We start from the raw sequence: 20,025 nt of genomic DNA on the forward strand, positions 1-20,025 counted from the left end.
GTAAATAACTGACAATTACCAATGCTCTATGCCTAATCCCATAAATTTCTGTTAAAAAACTCGGAAAATATAGGGATAACGGAAGGGTATATCAGGATTGCTGAAAACTCCAATGAGCGCCCAAATTGTTAATCCCCAGTGTAATAGATATCCCAGACCGGCTAGTGGCCCTAGCAATAATAGGGGTAACACTAACCAGCCGAATAGAAAAAATAGCGCTCCCAGAATTGCACCATAAAACCAAACATTAAAGTGGAAATTGATGGATTCTTTAGCGTTTTCTTTAACAACAGGATCGTCAGATACAAGCAGTATGGCGATAGGTATACCTACAGATACCAATGTTGTGCTGAAAAAAATCGCTCCATGAGACAAGGCAGATAGAAGCTTTCGCTTGTCTGTGTCGTACATTGCTTTCTCCTATTTAGTCAGATTGTTGGTTATACTACGACCCTATCATGAGCATCGTTGTCTTAAGATTAAAAGACTTACCAGAGTCAAAAAAAATTAAGCAAGCTTTCAAACAAATACATTTATGTCTACTGAACTTCAGTCTGAACTTATTCAAGCAGTTGAACTTCGCCGCAACTTTGCGATTATATCTCACCCCGATGCTGGTAAAACTACACTAACTGAAAAGCTACTCCTGTACGGGGGTGCAATTCACGAAGCTGGGGCCGTTAAGGCGCGACGGGCACAGCGCAAAGCTACTTCTGACTGGATGGCGATGGAGCAACAACGGGGTATTTCCATTACTTCCACAGTGTTGCAATTTGAATACCGGAATTGTCAAATCAATTTATTAGACACTCCCGGACACCAAGATTTCAGTGAAGATACTTATCGTACCCTCGCCGCCGCCGATAATGCAGTTATGTTAATTGATGCGGCCAAAGGTTTGGAACCCCAAACGCGCAAATTGTTTGAAGTGTGTAAGTTGCGGGGTATCCCAATTTTTACATTTATCAACAAGCTCGATCGCCCAGGAAGGGAACCTCTGGAATTGTTGGATGAAATTGAGCAAGAATTAGGATTGCAAACCTATGCAGTCAACTGGCCGATTGGGATGGGCGATCGCTTTAAAGGTGTTTTTGACCGACACAAGCAACAAATTCACTTGTTTGAACGCAGTGCCCACGGCAGCCGAGAAGCCCGCGATACCATAGTGGAATTAGGCGATCCGAGAATAGAAGAACAGCTAGAACAAAGCCTGTACCACCAACTGAAAAATGATTTAGAACTGTTAGAAGGAGTTGGGCCAGAGTTAGATTTACAGTTGATACACGAAGGCAAAATGACGCCTGTGTTCTTTGGTAGCGCCATGACTAACTTCGGGGTCGAGTTATTCCTCAAGTATTTCCTCGACTATGCCCTCAAACCCGGTTCTCATGTCAGCAGTGTTGGCGAAGTTCCCCCTACATACCCGGAGTTTTCGGGGTTTGTCTTTAAACTGCAAGCAAATATGGACCCGAAACACCGCGATCGCGTCGCATTTATCCGGGTTTGCACTGGTAAGTTTGAAAAAGATATGATGGTGAATCACGCTCGTATTGGTAAACTCATCCGTCTATCTCGCCCGCAAAAACTCTTTGCTCAAGAGCGAGAATCGATTGATGTGGCTTATCCTGGCGATGTGATCGGTTTGAATAATCCCGGTGTTTTTGCGATCGGGGATACAATTTACACGGGACAAAAGCTCGAATATGAGGGGATTCCGTATTTCTCGCCGGAACTGTTTGCATCTTTGAGGAATCCCAACCCCTCGAAGTCTAAACAATTCCAAAAAGGCGTTGCGGAATTGCGAGAAGAAGGTGCTGTGCAAATTATGTATTCAACTGACGAAGCCAAGCGCGATCCAATTTTGGCGGCGGTGGGTCAGTTGCAATTCGAGGTAGTACAGTTTCGCTTACAAAATGAGTATGGTGTAGAAACCATATTAGATTTATTGCCCTACAGTGTCGCCCGTTGGGTTGAGGGTGGTTGGGAAGCATTAGAAAAAGTGGGACGAATATTCAATACCACTACAGTTAAAGACAGTATGGGACGACCAGTGTTGCTATTCCGCAATGAATGGAATTGTCAACAGTTAATGGGCGACCACCCAGAGTTAAAATTAAGCGCGATCGCTCCAGTATTTTCTAGTCAACAACCAGTGGAGGAATGAAGAAGAATACAGAATTCAGAATCCAGAATTCAGATGAAGACTCAACTGAATTCTGACTCCTGACTCCTGAATTCTAATCTTTATCATTCACTTGACAAACAAAACTTGAGCGCGGTTGATTTCCACGGCATCCGAGGTTCGCGCTTTTGCACAAACGTGGATCATTTAGAAGAGATTGGAGTGCCAGAATTTGTATGCCTTCACATGCCAAACCGTCTTTGGAGGCTGGTTTAGTTGCCCTCAAGCAGGGAAATTACCAAACAGCGATCGCCCAACTAGAACCTATTGCTAGCAGCCAAAATAATGGGACTGCTAGCTTACAAGCTCAGGTTGGTTTAGTGATGGCTTATGCTCGCACTGGCGAAGTTCCCAAAGCGATCGCTATTTCCCAGAATCTCATTGAGAGTAACAATCCGCAAGTTCAAGAGTGGGCAACACGCGCTCTCGAACACCTGACAAAACGTAAAAAATCCGATCGAGAATCAACAAAAGTCGAAACTGGATTTGTTCCCTTTGAGAATTCAACACCAGATTCAACCCCCATTACTCCCCCGGAAACTCCTACATCAGAGGAAAAACCGAACGAGCGAGTCATAGAAACCAAAAGCGACGACATCCCGCCGATGGTGCCACTAGCTAGGCCCAAAGCTACATTAGCAACACCGCCACCACCGCCACCACCTGCTACACCCCTAAGCGGCTTCATGGGTTCCGTTACCCGCACGCAAGCCAAATTATTCGGTGTTATTTACTGGCGACAAGCACAACGCGCTAAAGCATGGCAACCCCTACGTAAACCAAAATTAATTCCCTTGCGGCTACTGTCCGCCGGGACATTTATCGCCCTGTTTTGGGTGATCCGAGAAATCCTCAAGTTAGCATTGGGATTAATCAACCAGACTTTAGTCAAACTACCTTATCTAGAGCCGATACAGTTTTTATACCAAGATCCTACTCAACTGTTGCTAATCGCATTGGTGATTTTAATCGGAGTATCACCTTGGTTGCTGGATCTGCTACTGGCAAACTTGTATGGTCAGCGAGAATTCTCTAAAGATGTATTGAATACCCATAGCCGCGAAGCCGTTAGGGTGCTACAACGTTGTTGCCAACAGCGGCACTGGCCGTTACCCAAACTGCGAATTTTACCAACGGCTGCACCAATTATTCTGACTTATGGTAGTCTACCACGTAATGCCAGAATTGTTGTGAGTCAAGGGCTATTAGAGCAGCTGGCAGATGATGAAATCGCCGTTATTTACGCCACGCAACTAGGACATATTGCTCACTGGGATTTTGCTGTAATGTCTTTGTTGCTGCTGGTGACACTACCAACTCATAAGCTATATCAGCAAGTGTCGGAGTTGGGAGACAAAATATCGGCAAAAATTTGGCGCTGGCCAGTGACAATTTTGGCGAGTCTAATTTATGGAATTTGGTGTTTGCTGACTGGGACTGGATTGTGGTTGTCGCGGTTGCGGCTTTATTATAGCGATCGCGTCGCCGCTGAAATTACTGGTAATCCCAATGCTCTGATTCGTGCCTTACTCAAAATCGCCATTGGCATTGCTGCTGATATCCAAAAACAAGAACACACCAGTTGGCAACTGGAAAGCTTAAACCTTTTAACACCAGTCAGCTACCAACAGAGTTTATCTTTGGGCACTATTGCCAGTAATCTATCTTTTGAATCCTTTTTGAAGTGGGATACAGCCAATCCTTATCGCCGATGGTTTACGATTAATAATAGCCATCCTTTAATGGGCGATCGCATCGAACGCCTCTGCCAAATAGCTCGTCACTGGCATCTAGACACCGAACTACATTTTGATAGCGTTCCATCAAAGGTTAAGCGTCAGTCTTTTCTATTACAAGTCGCTCCCTGGCTGGGAATTCCTCTAGGGGTTCTGTTTGCAGCTTTCGTCTGGCTAACCTGGCAACTAGCATTCACACTCAAGTTTTTAAATCTAAAGTGGATATATGAAGATTGGTCTTTCATTACAGGCTGCCTTCTGATTGGCTTTAGCATCGGTACTGTGATGCGGATTAATTCTTTCTTCCCCGATATTAAACCTGCCACCGTACAAACTGACGACAGCTTACCCAACCTGTTAGCTGACCCTTCTGCCTTACCTATTGATAGCGTCAGCGTGCGTCTTGTGGGTAAATTATTAGGTCGTCAAGGCACTAGTAACACCCTAGCGCAAGATTTAATCTTGCAATCCAGCGCGGGTTTGGTGAAATTGCACCATATTTCTTGGCTAGGACAGTCAGTCAATCACCAGGATCTAATCGGGCGGCAAATTATCGTCACAGGTTGGTTCCGGCGAGGAGCAACACCTTGGATTGATATCCAAACCCTAGAAACTCAAAGTGGTAAAACCATTCATAGCCCTCATCCTATTTGGTCTACTTTTTTAGCTGTTGCAGCACAGGCTTGGGGCGCATACGTCTTTCTAACTGGTTAGTCATTGACAAAGGACAAATCGGAATGTAAACAAAAGTTGCAGCTTTTCTTAACAAGTGTTACATTTATTTACACAAACAATAGTAACCGACATAACTCAGCATCACCGCTTAGTTATGAATTTAGGTGCTTTTTCCCCTCTCTATACCTTTTTATCCTCCCAACACAGCAGCAAATTAACCAGCCACTGGCTGGTTTTTGTTTCAAAATATGCTCACTTGAATAAAAAATGTGTTTTATGTTACGATGCAGTAATACTAATGCCGAAAAGATATGCGCTAAACTAGCTACGTAGAAAATACCGTGGTAATGTAAGGAATGGTATTTGATTCTGCGAAAAAGGGCATAGAAGAAAGCGTGTACTTTAGCAGGCAATAGGCTATTAAATTTACAATTCTTAGAATTAAGGTGTTATTAGCTCACCATAGTGTGAGCCTTTGGATTAAACAAGCTTGATCCCGACGAAAAACTGTATTGTTGTATAGGTTGACAGTTTCGAGCAAAAAAATTGGTTTATGGCAGTCTTGGTCAATAGCATCTATTTAAAAGCCAAAGCTAAGTGATTGTTTTCTTGCCTTGCCATGTTCATTCAACTCTGGAGGTATAGTTCATGTCCGTTCGCCTATATATAGGTAATTTGCCTAAAGATGAAATAGATCGTCAAGATCTGCAAGCCGTTTTTGCAGCAGAAGGTGATGCTGTAACTACTAAATTAATTAAAGACCGCAAAACTGGCAAATGCCGTGGTTTCGGTTTTCTTACAGTCAACAATGACGAACAAGCTGACGAAATTATTGAAAAGTATAATGGTCAGATGTTCAAAGACACTCCCATTAAGCTAGAGAAGGCATTACCTCGGACAAAGGGTGAAGAGGGCGACGAGCAAGCTCCTAAACCAGTTACTCTTGCTAGTAATAGTACGCCGACTCCTACCCCGAATAGAGAAGGTAGCCGTCGTGAGAAAAGCTCTAAGAAGCCTCGTCGTGGCGGCGGTGGCGGAGGTTCTCGCGAAACCAGCACCACAACCACCGATTCAGACGCTATTCGTCCAGATCCTCGTTGGGCTTCGGAATTAGAAAAGCTGAAGCAGATGCTAGCTGCACAAACTACGAATTAATCCTCAAGGGAGAGAAATTAAAAATTAAAAATCAGAATTTTTTTTGATTTTTAATTTTTAATTGTTGATAATTATCTAGCTGCTTAGTTTAATGAACTTGCAGCTAATTTTGTGAGTACGTAGGCGCAGTGCACTGTAAGTATCGCATCGCCACTAGTCACACCAAGTCGTACCTCAGAGTTAGCAGTTAAGAGCGTGCAAACCGCCCAAGCTCAATAAAATTTATCTGGATTTTAATCAAATCAAACGAGACATAAGTTTCACGAATTCATTATACTTGCGTAATAAAAAAGTATATATTGATGCAACTATAGTTTCTGTAGACTTATTGTTAAAGCTTGCTGATAAAAAAATAAAATTAAGTTATTGTGATTGGGGTCAAATGAGTAGTGATACCGTGTTAGAGGGCGATCGCACTCACTACCCCTACCGCAATCCCCTGCAAATTTATGCTTAAAGATATATTGACAAAATTCACTTATTTTTAAATTGTGACAAATGGGAGGGGTGTGGGGATATGTTTCTATTGAGTGCATAAATCAGAAAATGCATCGTACTAAACAAAATGGGATGGATAAATATATCCCTAGCATTGGATATTGCATTTAATTGGAGTATTACGTATGAATTCTCAACACTCGCAATTTAGTTCAGACAATAAAACAGATTTAGAAGCTCTAGGTTTAATCAAAAAGTTAGATAACGAGACCTCTCAAGTTATTAGCGGTGGAGCCAACCCTGGACCCTTTGGACTCATAGCCAACCCAACACTTACACCCAATCCCAATCCCAATCCAACCGGATCGAAAAACTCACTTGACATATACAATGGGACTTCTTCTGCGCTCTATTTTGATTTAAGCTTTGGTAATACAATTTCGCAAGACCTTCAACTAAAACCCGGTAATTCAATAGTCTTTTCAGACCAAGCAACAATAGCTGATGTTAGGTTTGATGGAGATTTGAACACAGCTGGTATTCAACTAAATAAAACTACCGTCAACGCTCCTGGAAATTATGCTTTTGTCTTAGGTTCCAATGGGATACTAAGTCTCATCTAATGCAACGCTTCTTAATTGCAAATATTTTTAAAATACTAGTCTGCCATGATTTGTTATATAAAACAATCATGGCAGACAGCGTGAAAACAAAAAATTACAGCAGTGCTTATAATAGCTTAATTGGTATACTGAGAATTGCCAAAAATATTGATTGATATAATGCTTATCTAGCAAGGGTTACAGCCTTAACGGAACTTTCTGTTCGATTGCTCATTACCCCCTGATACACACATAAAAAAACCCGATCTTTATCAATGCGATCGCAGTAATTATCTGGCTTTGATAAATTAGAGTCAGTAATGCCAAGAGAACCGGAGGCGCGATCGCTCTAAAGATAATCTACACTCAAGGAGATACCGATCGTTTTCAGCTTCTGTTATGTCCTCAACTCTAGATTCTTTGCCACCTGCGCTCGCTAAAATTGTCCAGCGCTTTCAACGCGCTTCCGAACCGAAGCGACGCTACGAACAGCTAATCTGGTATGCTCAGAAGCTCAATGAGTTCCCAGAAGCTGATAAATTACCCGAAAACAAAGTTCCTGGTTGCGTGTCTCAAGTTTATATCACCGCAGCTTTGGATGACGGTAAGGTTGTATTTCAGGGCGATTCCGATTCCCAGTTAACTAAAGGATTAGTTGGGCTTCTGGTTGAAGGATTACATGGACTAACGCCAACTGAGATTGTCCAACTTACTCCAGATTTTATTCAAGAAACAGGTTTAAATGTTAGCCTGACACCTTCCCGTGCGAATGGGTTTTACAACATTTTTAAAACCATGCAAAAAAAAGCATTGGAATGTAAGTTAGATTTGCCTAGCTAAACTTGGTCATTGGTCATTTGCAAAGGACAAAGGACAAATGACAAATAAGGTACAACTACCAAAATTTAGTGTCATGTCAACCAATGTATTATCTACCTCTGCTGCTATTGGCTTTGGTGGAGTAGTTCAAGAATATCTCTGGAATTTTGAAAATCAGCAATTGCGCGTTGTTTATGAAACCCTCGGTAAAGGTTCACCGCTATTGCTGCTACCAGCTTTCAGCAGTGTTTCGACGCGTTTGGAAGTCGGCGAACTTGCCAAATTACTAGCCCCCAATTTTCAAGTTGTAGCCGTAGACTGGCCTGGATTTGGAGAATCTTCTCGCCCTAGTTTGAATTATCGACCGGAAATTTATCAGCAATTTCTGGAAGATTTTGTCAAAGCTGTACTTCGACGCCGCTCAGTACAAGTTTTTAATACTCCTATTACTGTGGTGGCGGCTGGTCATGCTGCTAGTTACGTTTTACAATTAGCTGTCAAGCAGGCTGCTTTCTCAAGGATTGTATTGTTGGCTCCTACTTGGCGTGGGCCTTTGCCGACAATGGGGGCAAGTCAGCAAATAGCTGGCATTGTGAGAGGATTGGTGCGATCGCCTATACTTGGTCAAGCTCTCTACAAACTCAACACTACTCAATCTTTCTTAAGTTTTATGTATTGCCGTCATGTATTTACTGACGCGGCTAAAATTACACCCAGTTTCATTGAGAAGAAGTGGCACACAACTCAGCAACCAGGAGCGCGATTTGCATCTGCTGCCTTTGTAACTGGTAATCTCGATGCTGTACGCGAACAATCTGCTTTTTTGGAACTTGTAAAGTCTTTAACCGTACCACTCATGGTAGTAATTGGGGAATCCAGTCCCCCCAAATCACGAGAAGAAATGAACGCTTTGGTAGCCTTACCAGGAGTGAGAAGCGTTGTTGTTCCTGGTTCTCTGGGACTGCATGAAGAATATCCAGCAGTTGTTTTAGAAGCAGTTCAAGATTTTTTGTTCTCTTGAGAAAATTAAATCCTCGCACAAGACGCAAAGATCATTTTGCGCCTTGGCGAGAGATTTAGATTCATTTAAGCAACTGCAAGTAAGTTTTTGCAAGCGAGAAAAGTAGGTGGTAATATTGTCACCGGGTTATGCCAACTTATGAATATTTATTACTTATTGCAGATGCATAAAAATAAAATGTTTTGTGATTAAATTATGTGATTATTTTGCTGAAAGCCAAAATAACAGCAATTTAGCACAAAAATATAAAAAGATTTATCATAGGCGAAAATGATTATCCATAAGGTGAGACAAGAGGAATTTAGAGTATGGTGGCTGACGTAATCGACAATTCAGTTCCCGTTACTGTTCTTACAGGCTACTTGGGAGCAGGTAAAACGACTCTACTCAATCACATCCTCACCTACGAACACGGCAAAAAAGTTGCTGTGATTGTCAATGAATTTGGGGAAGTGGGTATTGATAATCAATTGATTATCGATGCAGATGAAGAAATATTTGAAATGAATAATGGCTGTATCTGTTGCACAGTGCGCGGTGATTTAATTCGCATCATTGGCAATTTGATGAAGCGGCGCGATAAATTTGACCATTTAGTAATTGAAACAACTGGATTAGCCGATCCAGCACCAGTGATTCAGACATTTTTTGTTGATGAAGATTTGCAAAGTCAACTGTCTCTAGATGCAGTGGTGACAGTCGTAGATGCCAAGCATATTTGGCAGCACTGGGATGCAGACGAAGCACAAGAACAGATTGCTTTTGCCGATGTAATTTTACTTAATAAAACAGATTTGGTAGCACCAGAAGAGTTAGATGAATTAGAAAAACGGATTCGGGCGATGAATGCGATCGCAAAAATCTATCGTACCCAAAATTCTGAACTCGGAATGGATGCTTTATTAGGTGTAAAAGCCTTTGATTTAGATCGTGCATTAGAAATCGATCCAGATTTCTTAGGAGAAGATGCCCATGTACACGATGAAACTGTCTTTTCTGTGGCTTTAGTAGAAGCAGGTGCAGTCGATGGAGAAAAATTAAACGCTTGGATTTCCGAGTTACTGCGTACCCAAGGGCCAGATATATTTCGGATGAAAGGCATTTTAAATATTGCTGGAGAAGAGAATCGATTTGTATTCCAAGGAGTCCACATGATATTTGATGGCAAACCCGATCGCCCCTGGAAACCAAGCGAAACCCCCAAAAACGAATTAGTATTCATCGGCCGCAACCTTGATGCAGACCAACTCAAGCAAGATTTTCTTGCTTGTCTAGCTTAATTTAAGGAGTGGGGAGTAGGGAATAGGGAATTCCCCATTCCCCCTTCCCCATTCCCCATTCCCCACTCCCCCTTTACAAATATGAACTCCACAACCAAATCTAAGGAATTTGAACAACACTATTCGGGGACACTTTCAGATTATGTAACTGCGATCGCTTGGTCGCCACAAGGTCAAACTTTAGCAGCAACTTCCGCCGCCGGAGAAGTCGTTCTGTGGAATGATAGCGAACTCACAACCTTAGAAACTGGTAACGGTAAATCAGTAGACTGTCTGGCATTTTCCCCCGATGGCAAATTTTTAGCCGTTGGCGGACAAGATGGACAAGTAAAAATTTGGCGCGACACAGAATTAATCGCCACGTTGGAAAATGCCCCCGCATGGGTTGACAAGCTAGCTTGGAATTACACCAGTAACCAACTAGCTTTTAGTTTGGGGCGTTACGTCCAAGTTTGGGATGCAGATACTCGTGAAATTGTCGTGACGCTGAATTTTGACAACTCTTCAGTATTGGGTATAGATTGGCGTATTGACGGGGAATACTTAGCCATTAGTGGTTATAAAGGAGTCAAAATTTGGCACAGTCAAAACTGGGATGAAGAACCATACAACCTAGATATGACTACTGTCAGTTTAGCGATGGCTTGGTCGCCCGATGGCAAATTCCTGGCTTCTGGCAACATGGATCGTAGTGTCACCGTTTTAGAATGGAACAATCCCGACCCTTGGGTAATGCGTGGCTTCCCTGGTAAAATTCGCCAATTGGCATGGTCAGAAGCTATGACCAAAGTGGGTGCGCCAATATTGGCATCTTCTAGCGTTGAAGGTATTGTAGTTTGGGAAAAACTAGAAGATGATTCTTTAGGTTGGGAAGCGCGAGTATTAACTAATCATGTGGGCGTGATTAATGCGATCGCCTTTGCACCTAAAAGCTTCCTTCTCGCTTCTGCTGCTGCTGACGGTTGGTTATGTTTGTGGAACAAAGCTAAGGAAGTATCCCAAATTATCACAGGTGTCTCAGCAGGATTTTCCACCCTAGCTTGGCATCCCCAAGGTAAGTTACTGGCCGCAGGGGGTGAACAGGGCGAACTAGTCGTTTGGTCAAAGGTTTTACGGGGTCAAGGATTCGGGCGTAGTTAAACAATACTTGAGACCTCTTGGCATTTGTCGGAAAAAAGGAAAGGGGGAAAGGGTAAAGGTTTTGTATTTTCCCTTCCCCTTTAACATGCGCCTTTTTCCCACGAGAGTGCAAAAAGCACAAATGCCAAGAAGTCTTTGATAATTAAAATTGAAGGTGGGCAATTTATTAGCTATGCTGTATCAGCAAAGCTATCTTTGTGTAAATTATGAACATAGTCAAACTGATTTTACTCGCCTGTCCTGCATTTCTGGTATCTATGCTGTTGGTAGTCAATCCAGCAAACGCATTTAGCCTAAAATCTACATACGCTACCCAAATTATGACGGTAGTATCTACACAACAAATTCCCGATCTGGCAACACCAAACTTGATTCAAACATCTAATCCGATAATTGATCCAGTTTGTTGCAATTGTGCCAACTGCGTTCAGTCTAAATTTCAATTGCTACAAGGCAAGCTGCCATCAGTCGATTTTTAATAAAGTTAGGAGTTATAAATATTATCGGGGCACAGCAATGCTGTGCCCTTATTAATTTTATAAGCTTTTTGTACGTAAGTATCGCACTGATTGCAGCATAATTATTATGATATTTGCTAAAAGTCACGCCTAAAAAACGAAGTAGGAAAGTTGTTAAGTGAATCCCTGGATACTGAGAAAGCTGCTGGTAAAGTAGTAAGGTTGGTGCAATCGCCATCTGCATCCAAGCTGTTAAGCTCTTGTTAAAAGAGCTAGTCCGGGGATTAGAAAACTTGCTAGAGTGAACAGAGTTAGCCTTAATGTCTAATCGCCAAAACCTATACATCTCATGGATTTTGCTAATATTGCATCCCAGCTAAACGCTGGAACGATTTTACCAGAGGGGATTGTTATTCTCACCCTCTTGGGGGTTTTGATTGTTGATTTGATTTTGGGGCGTACATCCGCGCGCTGGATTGGATATCTAGCGATCGCAGGTTTATTTGCTTCGATTGTCGCCCTATATTTTCAATGGGACGCTCCTAATCCCATCGGTTTTACTGGTAGCTTTAACAGTGATGACCTGAGTATCGTCTTTCGCGGTATTATTGCCTTGTCTGCGATTGTGACTATACTGATGTCAATTCGCTACGTTGAGCAGAGCGGCACTGCTTTAGCCGAATTCCTCGCTATTTTGCTGAGTGCTACTTTAGGAGGGATGTTTTTATCCGGGGCTAGTGAGTTGGTGATGATTTTCATCTCCCTAGAAACCCTGAGTATCTCCTCCTACCTGTTAACAGGTTATACCAAGCGTGACCCCCGCTCCAACGAAGCGGCACTGAAATACTTGTTAATTGGAGCTTCCAGTACAGCAATATTTTTGTACGGTGTATCCCTGCTGTATGGACTATCTGGAGGACAAACTGAACTAAGTGCGATCGCTAATGGCATTGCCACAGCAAAAGTGGGACAATCTTTAGGTTTAGTGATTGCCCTGGTTTTTGCGATCGCGGGTATTGGCTTCAAAATCTCTGCTGCGCCCTTCCACCAGTGGACACCAGACGTTTATGAAGGCGCTCCCACCCCAGTCATCGCCTTTTTATCAGTCGGTTCCAAAGCAGCTGGTTTTGCCTTAGCCATCCGCTTGTTGACAACAGCTTTCCCTCTTGTTGCTGACGAGTGGAGGTTTGTCTTCACAGCTCTGGCCGTTCTCAGCATGATCTTGGGTAACGTAGTCGCCCTAGCCCAAACCAGTATGAAACGGATGCTAGCGTATTCATCCATTGCCCAAGCTGGGTTTGTGATGATTGGCTTGATTGCTGGTACTCAAGCAGGCTATGCCAGTATGATATTCTACTTACTGGTTTACCTGTTCATGAACCTGTGCGGCTTTACCTGCATTATCCTGTTCTCACTGCGGACGGGAACTGACCAGATTGCCGAATACTCCGGCTTATATCAAAAAGACCCACTCCTAACACTGGGGTTGAGTATCTCCCTGCTTTCCTTGGGTGGTATTCCACCATTGGCTGGGTTTTTCGGCAAGATTTACTTATTCTGGGCTGGTTGGCAAGCAGGACTTTATTGGTTAGTTTTGCTGGGCTTAGTTACTACCGTCGTCTCCATCTACTATTACATTCGCGTAGTTAAGATGATGGTAGTCAAAGAACCCCATGAAATGTCCGACGCGGTGAAGAATTATCCACAAGTGCGTTGGGATTTGCCTGGGCTAAGACCTTTGCAAGTTGGGTTGGTGGTAACATTAATTGCCACTTCTATAGCAGGGATTTTGTCAAATCCACTGTTTACATTGGCTAACAATTCCATCTCCCATACCCCATTTTTGCAAGCAACAATCAACACTAATGTAAAAGCAGAAAATCCACTACTTTTACCAAAGTTAGATTCGGTTAGTCAGTCTGGATCCTCTGTTGATTCTACTGCCAAGATATAACTGAGTCTCAACCAGATTTTGTAATCAAAGACGCGCCTGTTTGCTAATGAGCAGACAGGCGTTGTTATATAGCCGTAGTCACATAGGTTAGGACATTTGGAAAGAATAGACTTCTTGCAAAAGTGGGGGAAAAGGGGAAGGTGGGGCCCCCTCTGGGGATAAGGGGCGGGGGTAAAGGGTAATAAACTCAAAATCCTTTCCCTTTAACATGCACCCTTTTCCCTCTCTTGCAAAAATACATTTTTGCAAGAGGTCTAATGAATGCTAGAGTTAGCAATAGTTTTACCTCCTGCCTCCTGCTATATCTTTAAACTGAAATTTTATAAGGCTGATTGAATAGGTATTTTAATTACAAATTCTGCACCTTTTCCTGGAACAGAAAAACAGTTAAGTTGCCCGTTATGTTTTTCAACTATAATTTGATAGCTTATATATAGCCCTAGTCCAGTACCTTTGCCCACAGTTTTAGTGGTAAAAAACGGATCGAATAGCTTTGAGCGAACTTGTTCATTTATCCCCAAACCATTATCAGCAATACTAACCTCTATCCACTTTTCATCGATTAGCTCAGTTTTAATTTGAATTTGGGGATGATTATTTATCAGTTTTTGACTTTCAGTTTTTTGTGTATTTACTTCTGAATACTGACTGTTGAGCGCTGATGCTTCCAGTGCATCGATTGCATTAGCAAGAATATTCATAAACACTTGATTGAGTTGACCAGGATAGCAAGTTACATTCGGTAGCTGACTATATTTTTTGATGACTTTGATTTCTGGGTACTCATGCCTAGCTTGCAGGCGATGCTCCAAAATCATCAAAGTACTATCAATTCCTTCATGGATATTGACTTGCTTAAGTTCTGCTTCATCCAGCCTGGAAAAATTACGTAGTGATTTAACAATTTCCTGAATGCGTTCTGCTCCCACTTTCATGGACTGGAAGAGTTTAGTTATATCTTGAATCAAAAAATCTAAATCTATTTCTTCTACTTGCTGTTGGATTTCTGGAAGAGTATTTGGAAAAGCTTGTTGATAAACTTCGATTAATTTTAGTAAATCCTGAGTGTATTTATGAGCGTGGTGAAGGTTCCCATAAATAAAACTCACGGGGTTATTAATTTCATGAGCAATACCAGCGACCATCTGACCTAAACTAGACATTTTCTCAGCTTGGATAAGCTGAGTTTGGGTAAGCTGTAGTTCATTTAGTGTGTCTTGTAAAGCAGTTGTACGTTCCTCGACCCTAATTTCTAGCTCTTGATTCGCTTTCTTTAGCGCTTCCTCTGCTTGTTTCCGTCTCTGAACTTCTTTGGCTAACTCATCAATTTTTTCGTTCAACAGAACGAAATTACTACTGGTCAGAGTTCTATTTTCCAAGCGTAAGAGAATCAAAGCTGAAGATTCAGGAGACCAAGGTTGAATAACGGCTCCTTGGCTACGACATATTAACGTTTGTCCATCATTCTTTCGTAAAGTCAAAGAGCCAATCACCATTGCCCTGCTACTTGAACAAGCTTGCAGATACTTTACAATATCGTTGGCAGGCTCAGTTACAATATCATAAAGCATTCTTCCCCGCAATTCCTGACGGCGTAACCCCAACATCTCTGCTAATGGTTGATTGGTAGCTAAGAGCTGACCCTCTCCACTTACCAGAAGTAAAGGTTCTGGTAAAACTCTGGCAAATTCAAGAAATTGTTCGGGAGTCATGGGGCTTCAACTTTCACGGTTTGACTCTACTTTACATATCTGCACTAAGCTTAATCCTGAAGTTATTTTGTTTGATGGTGAAGGATTTACACAGATTCTACTCCCCTAAAGTATTCTCGACCTTCTGCATCTTCTGCCTCTTCTGTAAGTTTTAAGTAAACAATAACTTTACATCCAGAATAACCTTGTGCTATCGTCTCTTGCAATTCTACTTTTGCATATCCTAGATTATTAGCTGCGATCGTTCCAAAAACGTTTGAAGTCATCATGCACATGGCAGGGCGATTAAGTACTTTGTCGCCAAATGGGCAAACACGGTTGCCAAAGACAATTTTTTCATCATTCTGCTCAATGATATAAAAATCGCCCTGGATTCGTTTTTTTAAATCAATCAGGACATCAGCTACCTGCCTACGAGAAAGGTTAGAGATTTCCAGGGCAGATTTATAATCTTGGTTAATCTGCCTTCCCATCCTTTCACCAACAACGCTAATAAATCCCGAAGCTTCTTCTAAACCAACTACATCCTGCAAAGTACCAGATAATTCTCTGATTAGTGTACGTAAAAATATATCGCGTTCTAAAGAAAGATTAAGCGTAGCTATTGAGTGCTTGGGTACATCGATCATAAATTTTGAGGATACAATCTTGGAAGTACAGTTATAGAGTTCCCCAAAATATCTCTAAAGTAACTACTTAATCTTTTTATTCTAAGAATTTAATGTTTGCTTTCGGTTGTAATGAAAAAAATGTCCATAATAAATTTTGAGCCTAATCATTGTGACAGTTTATGGTTTTGCATAGTCTCTTCTATGTTAAGTCCCCATTATCCTTTCTAACCCTCCTTTAGAAGTAGGGAATTAGATCGAGTCTGAAAAAGTTAACCAGCAAAACATTAAGTATTTTCCCCATAGTAGTAGGCTTGGGTTGAGAGAATCTTTTGGGACAAAATATTTTTAATACTAAACATATTTTACGATCGATCCACATAAAAATATACTTATTCGGAATCAATATACAAGGTTTATGTTTTTTAGAACTAAATTTTCTTGCTTTGAAAAAGTAATGTAATTAATTACAAGCTAGGAAGTATGAAAAATTACGTTGGTGTAACTTGCTAATATATTAAAAAGTTATTTTTAATAGTTAAAGCAATCTCTATTTTCGCTATATTAATAAATAGGGATAGTGATGATAAACTCAGAACCTTTTTCTAACACAGAATTGACTTCTAGAGTTCCTTTATGTTTTTGAACAATTATCTGATAAGCAATTGATAATCCTAATCCTGTTCCTTTCCCTACAGGTTTGGTTGTGAATAAATGATCGAATATTTTTTGCTGAACATCAGCCGATATCCCCACCCCATTATCTTGAATCCGAATCGAGACATGATTCTTATCTTCAGTGAGAGCAGTATGAATTGTAATTTGATTGGGATTTAGCTTAATATCATTAAAACTCAGCCCAGCATTAGACTCATCTAAAGCATCAATGGCATTTGCCAGTAGATTCATAAATACCTGATTCAATTGCCCTGGAAAGCATTCCACTAAGGGAAAGTCTTCGTAATCTTGAACTACTTGAATAGCAGGACGAATCTTATTAGCTTGTAACCGATGTTTGAGTATGAGGAGAGTACTGTTAATACCTTCATTAATATTAAACAGAGTTTTTTCTTCTGTATCTGCTCTAGAGAAAGTTCGCAAGCTGTCACTAATATTGGAAATACGATCTGTACCTTCTCTCATTGAAGAAATGAGAGAAGGTAGATCCTCGCGTACATATTCTAGATCAATCATTTTGATTGTTTCTTGAATTTGCTGAGATGCTTTGGGATAGGTCTGCTGATAAAGGTCAATTAGATGTAATAAATTTTCAATATACTCTTTCACTGGAGCCAGATTACCTGCAATAAATCCAACTGGGTTATTAATCTCATGAGCTACATCCGCTACCATACTTCCCAAAGTAGACATCTTATTCTCCATTATTTGAAGATTAAGAAGCATCATTTCTAGCTCATAGCTTCTTTCTTCTAATTTATTTTGATATTCCTTTAATTCATCAATTACTCTCCTGAGCAAAGATTCTTTTTTTTGATTTGTTTCTTCAAGTTTTCTTCGATCTGATTCAGAACGCTCTAATTTCTTTTGAATAATTCGATTGGCTTTTTTTAAGTCCTTTATTTCTTGTTGGTAATCTAATATTTCCATTAATCTTTACTGATTTCCCAAAATTAAAGTTACAAAAGTTTCATTATGGAATTGCGTCTGGCTAATTCCATCTATAGGAGCAATTTCTCCATAAGAATAAAATCCACAGGCAGGTAAATAGTCAGTCAGACAAAGTTTTGTATTTTGATACTCTTCTTGTGCCTTAGTACCAAGTATTTGCCGACGAGCTACACATGAAAAAAATAAAACAGCACTTGGTTTTGTTCCAGGATAATTATTTAAGGCATTCATAAATGATGCCTTGGAAGCTGCCAAAATATCTTCATAAGCTGCTTCAGAAATTTGAACAATTGCTCTATCGGGAATATCTCCAAAAAAGGTTATGCTACTAGATTCTTTATTGTAAGCAATAGGTGCTCTGATATAAAAATTGTCTTCATTCTCATCAAACACTGCTAGTGGATATTCCATTGAAGGTGGAAGCAAACCTAAATAATGATGATAAAAATCTAAAGCTGGTTTACCATCTATTTCATAGACTATGTTTTTATCTACCTTAGTCACTTTGCTTGTTTGACCAATGGGATGCCAACCACTTGCAACAGCGTGAGAAAACAATATTGTGCCGGAAAAAAGTAGAATTGGTACAGAATCACTTAATACTTCTGTTTGAAAAAATTGATACGTACTTTGATATCTTGATTGATCGCCTGCCAAACCACCAAATATTGGCACATATTGACCAAGAGCTAGCTTTAAGCCATTTAATATAGAGACACCACTAGTTGTGAGGCTCTCTGGATGAGTTAAGCATAGCTTCGGAACTGCGGTACTTTTTGCTTTGGCTTGCTCCACAGCTTGTTTAGTTGCAGTAATTGGATCGTCTGAAACTTTGCGTCCAACTCCTGCATAAATTTCAACTTCGTCTGAGCAAAACAACATCAAAGTAATTGAATCTTGCTGAAACTCTAAGACTGAAGAGATTTCTCCATCTGTTGTTCCACCAATCAACTCAATCCCCGGAAAAAACCGATCGATTTGCTGCAAAATCAGAGCATGATCGAAGTCAATTGCAGCAAATATAATCCCAGCTTTTGGTATATCTCCTGCAAGAGAACTGGCACATTGCTGAATAACTTCTTCAACTGCTGCAAGAGAATCTGGATCGTTACTGTGACCTACTACTGCCTTGAACATAAATTAAATTTATTTGTTATGTTGATAAACGGAACTTACTATAATTATTAAATGGGAAGTTTAATGATAAATTCTGAACCTTGCCCTATTGCTGAATTTACCTCTATAGTTCCTCCATGTTTTTCAACAACAATTTGACGAGCAATTGATAACCCTAATCCTGTACCTTGACCCACAGGCTTGGTGGTGAATAAATAGTCAAAGATTTTTTTTTGGACATCAGCCGATATTCCCACGCCATTATCTTTAATCTTAATCAAGATATAATTTTTATCTTCAGTGAGAGTAGTTTGAATCAAAATTTGATTAGGATTTGCTTCAATTTCCATATAGGTAAGTCCTAGATTAGACTCCTCTAAAGCATCAATAGCATTAGCTAATAAATTCATAAATACCTGATTTAGTTGTCCGATAAAACATTCTAGTTCTGGCAATATATCGTAATCTCTAATTACTTGAATATCGGGTCGAACTTCGGATGCTTTTAAACGGTGTTTGAGAATCATAATTGTACTGTCTATGCCATCATGAATGTTGCAAGACACTTTGCGATCGCTATCTGCTCGAGAAAAGGTTCTCAAGCTGGTACTAATGTTGCGAATGCGCTGAACTCCCTCTTTCATTGAGGAAATTAAATTAGGTAGATCGGCAAGTATATACTTCAAATCTATGGCTGCAATTTCCTCTTGAATTTCTGGAACTGGATTAGGATAGTGTTCCTGATAAAGGTCAATAATGTTAATCATATTTTGGAAATATACTGAAGCGTGTCCAAGATTGCCATGAATAAAACCAACTGGATTATTAATTTCATGAGCAACTCCTGCTACTAGTTGACCAAGAGCAGACATTTTTTCCGTCTGTACAAGCTGAAGTTGAGATTCTTGTAGGTCTTTTAATGCCCTAGATAATGCTGATGTCCTTTCTAAAACTCGTTTTTCTAAAGTTTTTGTAAGATTTCGTAATTGAAGATGGGTTTTAATTCTAGCTAATAACTCTTCTTGATTAAAGGGTTTTGTGATGTAATCAACTGCTCCTATATTTAGACCTTTTACTTTACTATGACTATCAGAATTTGCTGTCATAAAAATTACAGGAATATCACAAGTAACTGAATTTGCTTTCAGTCTTTTACAAGTCTCAAATCCATCGATTCCTGGCATCATCACATCTAATAAAATTAAGTCAGGAAGTTCATATTCAACCTGCTTTAGTGCTCTTTCTCCATCATTTTCTGCGATCACTTTAAAGCCTACATTAGTTAATATATCAAAAACAATTTCTAAATTAGTAGTAGTATCATCTACCACTAAGATTAAACTATCTTCTGGGGTATAAAGCATTTCCATATCTGGTTTTTCATTCATATATTTAAATTAATTTTATTCATTGTTAGTTATTCCCTATTTGCACTGCGATCGCAGCTAAGTCCCCGCTATTTTCTTGGTAGACAGGCTGCCAATTTATCGTCTGACAACC

Annotated in this window: 16 protein-coding genes; 10 read left to right on the top strand and 6 right to left on the bottom strand. The window is 40.4% G+C overall.

What is annotated here, in order from left to right; translation table 11 throughout:
- Nucleotides 1-51: 51 nt before the first annotated feature.
- Nucleotides 52-411, bottom strand: coding sequence for a DUF4870 domain-containing protein (locus V7K45_RS01580; RefSeq protein ID WP_322640530.1), 360 nt, complete (start codon nucleotides 409-411; stop codon nucleotides 52-54).
- Nucleotides 412-535: 124 nt separating this feature from the next.
- Between V7K45_RS01580 and prfC the strand changes: the two genes are divergently transcribed.
- The 10 genes from prfC to V7K45_RS01630 all read left to right on the top strand — a co-directional run bounded on the left by prfC (nucleotide 536) and on the right by V7K45_RS01630 (nucleotide 13,460).
- Complete coding sequence (gene prfC, locus V7K45_RS01585; protein ID WP_334999713.1) at nucleotides 536-2,164, top strand: peptide chain release factor 3; 1,629 nt, start codon at nucleotides 536-538, stop codon at nucleotides 2,162-2,164.
- Nucleotides 2,165-2,358: 194 nt separating this feature from the next.
- Nucleotides 2,359-4,632, top strand: coding sequence for a M48 family metalloprotease (locus V7K45_RS01590; RefSeq protein WP_334999715.1), 2,274 nt, complete (start codon nucleotides 2,359-2,361; stop codon nucleotides 4,630-4,632).
- A gap of 609 nt (nucleotides 4,633-5,241) precedes the next feature.
- A complete protein-coding gene (locus V7K45_RS01595) occupies nucleotides 5,242-5,748 on the top strand; it encodes an RNA recognition motif domain-containing protein (protein ID WP_334999717.1) in 507 nt (168 codons plus the stop codon).
- Between the two features lie 623 nt (nucleotides 5,749-6,371).
- Nucleotides 6,372-6,809 (top strand): hypothetical protein, encoded by a 438-nt coding sequence (locus V7K45_RS01600; RefSeq protein ID WP_334999719.1) that lies wholly within the window; start codon nucleotides 6,372-6,374, stop codon nucleotides 6,807-6,809.
- Between the two features lie 378 nt (nucleotides 6,810-7,187).
- Entirely contained in the window at nucleotides 7,188-7,628 is a 441-nt protein-coding gene (locus V7K45_RS01605; protein WP_334770680.1) for a SufE family protein, read from the top strand.
- Nucleotides 7,629-7,701: 73 nt separating this feature from the next.
- Complete coding sequence (locus tag V7K45_RS01610) at nucleotides 7,702-8,628, top strand: alpha/beta fold hydrolase (RefSeq protein ID WP_334999818.1); 927 nt, start codon at nucleotides 7,702-7,704, stop codon at nucleotides 8,626-8,628.
- Nucleotides 8,629-8,936: 308 nt separating this feature from the next.
- Entirely contained in the window at nucleotides 8,937-9,908 is a 972-nt protein-coding gene (locus V7K45_RS01615) for a CobW family GTP-binding protein (protein ID WP_334999722.1), read from the top strand.
- An 81-nt stretch (nucleotides 9,909-9,989) separates the two neighbouring features.
- Nucleotides 9,990-11,048, top strand: coding sequence for a WD40 repeat domain-containing protein (locus V7K45_RS01620; RefSeq protein ID WP_334999724.1), 1,059 nt, complete (start codon nucleotides 9,990-9,992; stop codon nucleotides 11,046-11,048).
- Nucleotides 11,049-11,254: 206 nt separating this feature from the next.
- Entirely contained in the window at nucleotides 11,255-11,527 is a 273-nt protein-coding gene (locus V7K45_RS01625) for a hypothetical protein (RefSeq protein ID WP_334999726.1), read from the top strand.
- A 328-nt stretch (nucleotides 11,528-11,855) separates the two neighbouring features.
- Nucleotides 11,856-13,460 (top strand): NAD(P)H-quinone oxidoreductase subunit N, encoded by a 1,605-nt coding sequence (locus V7K45_RS01630; protein WP_334999727.1) that lies wholly within the window; start codon nucleotides 11,856-11,858, stop codon nucleotides 13,458-13,460.
- Between the two features lie 320 nt (nucleotides 13,461-13,780).
- On the opposite strand, the gene V7K45_RS01635 is transcribed toward V7K45_RS01630, so the two are convergent.
- From V7K45_RS01635 to V7K45_RS01655, 5 genes are all read right to left on the bottom strand, one after another.
- Complete coding sequence (locus tag V7K45_RS01635; protein WP_334999729.1) at nucleotides 13,781-15,172, bottom strand: ATP-binding protein; 1,392 nt, start codon at nucleotides 15,170-15,172, stop codon at nucleotides 13,781-13,783.
- Nucleotides 15,173-15,258: 86 nt separating this feature from the next.
- Nucleotides 15,259-15,801: a methanogen output domain 1-containing protein gene (locus V7K45_RS01640; protein WP_334999731.1), complete on the bottom strand. Its 543-nt coding sequence runs from the start codon at nucleotides 15,799-15,801 to the stop codon at nucleotides 15,259-15,261.
- Between the two features lie 543 nt (nucleotides 15,802-16,344).
- Complete coding sequence (locus V7K45_RS01645; RefSeq protein WP_334999733.1) at nucleotides 16,345-17,388, bottom strand: sensor histidine kinase; 1,044 nt, start codon at nucleotides 17,386-17,388, stop codon at nucleotides 16,345-16,347.
- Nucleotides 17,389-17,394: 6 nt separating this feature from the next.
- Nucleotides 17,395-18,546 carry an FIST signal transduction protein gene (locus V7K45_RS01650; RefSeq protein ID WP_334999735.1) on the bottom strand — a complete coding sequence of 384 codons (1,152 nt, stop codon included), beginning with the start codon at nucleotides 18,544-18,546 and terminating at the stop codon, nucleotides 17,395-17,397.
- 47 nt (nucleotides 18,547-18,593) lie between these two features.
- Nucleotides 18,594-19,913: a hybrid sensor histidine kinase/response regulator gene (locus V7K45_RS01655; protein WP_334999737.1), complete on the bottom strand. Its 1,320-nt coding sequence runs from the start codon at nucleotides 19,911-19,913 to the stop codon at nucleotides 18,594-18,596.
- Nucleotides 19,914-20,025 lie beyond the last annotated feature (112 nt).

It is taken from the genome of Nostoc sp. (genome assembly GCF_036917375.1).
Classification (GTDB): domain Bacteria; phylum Cyanobacteriota; class Cyanobacteriia; order Cyanobacteriales; family Nostocaceae; genus Nostoc.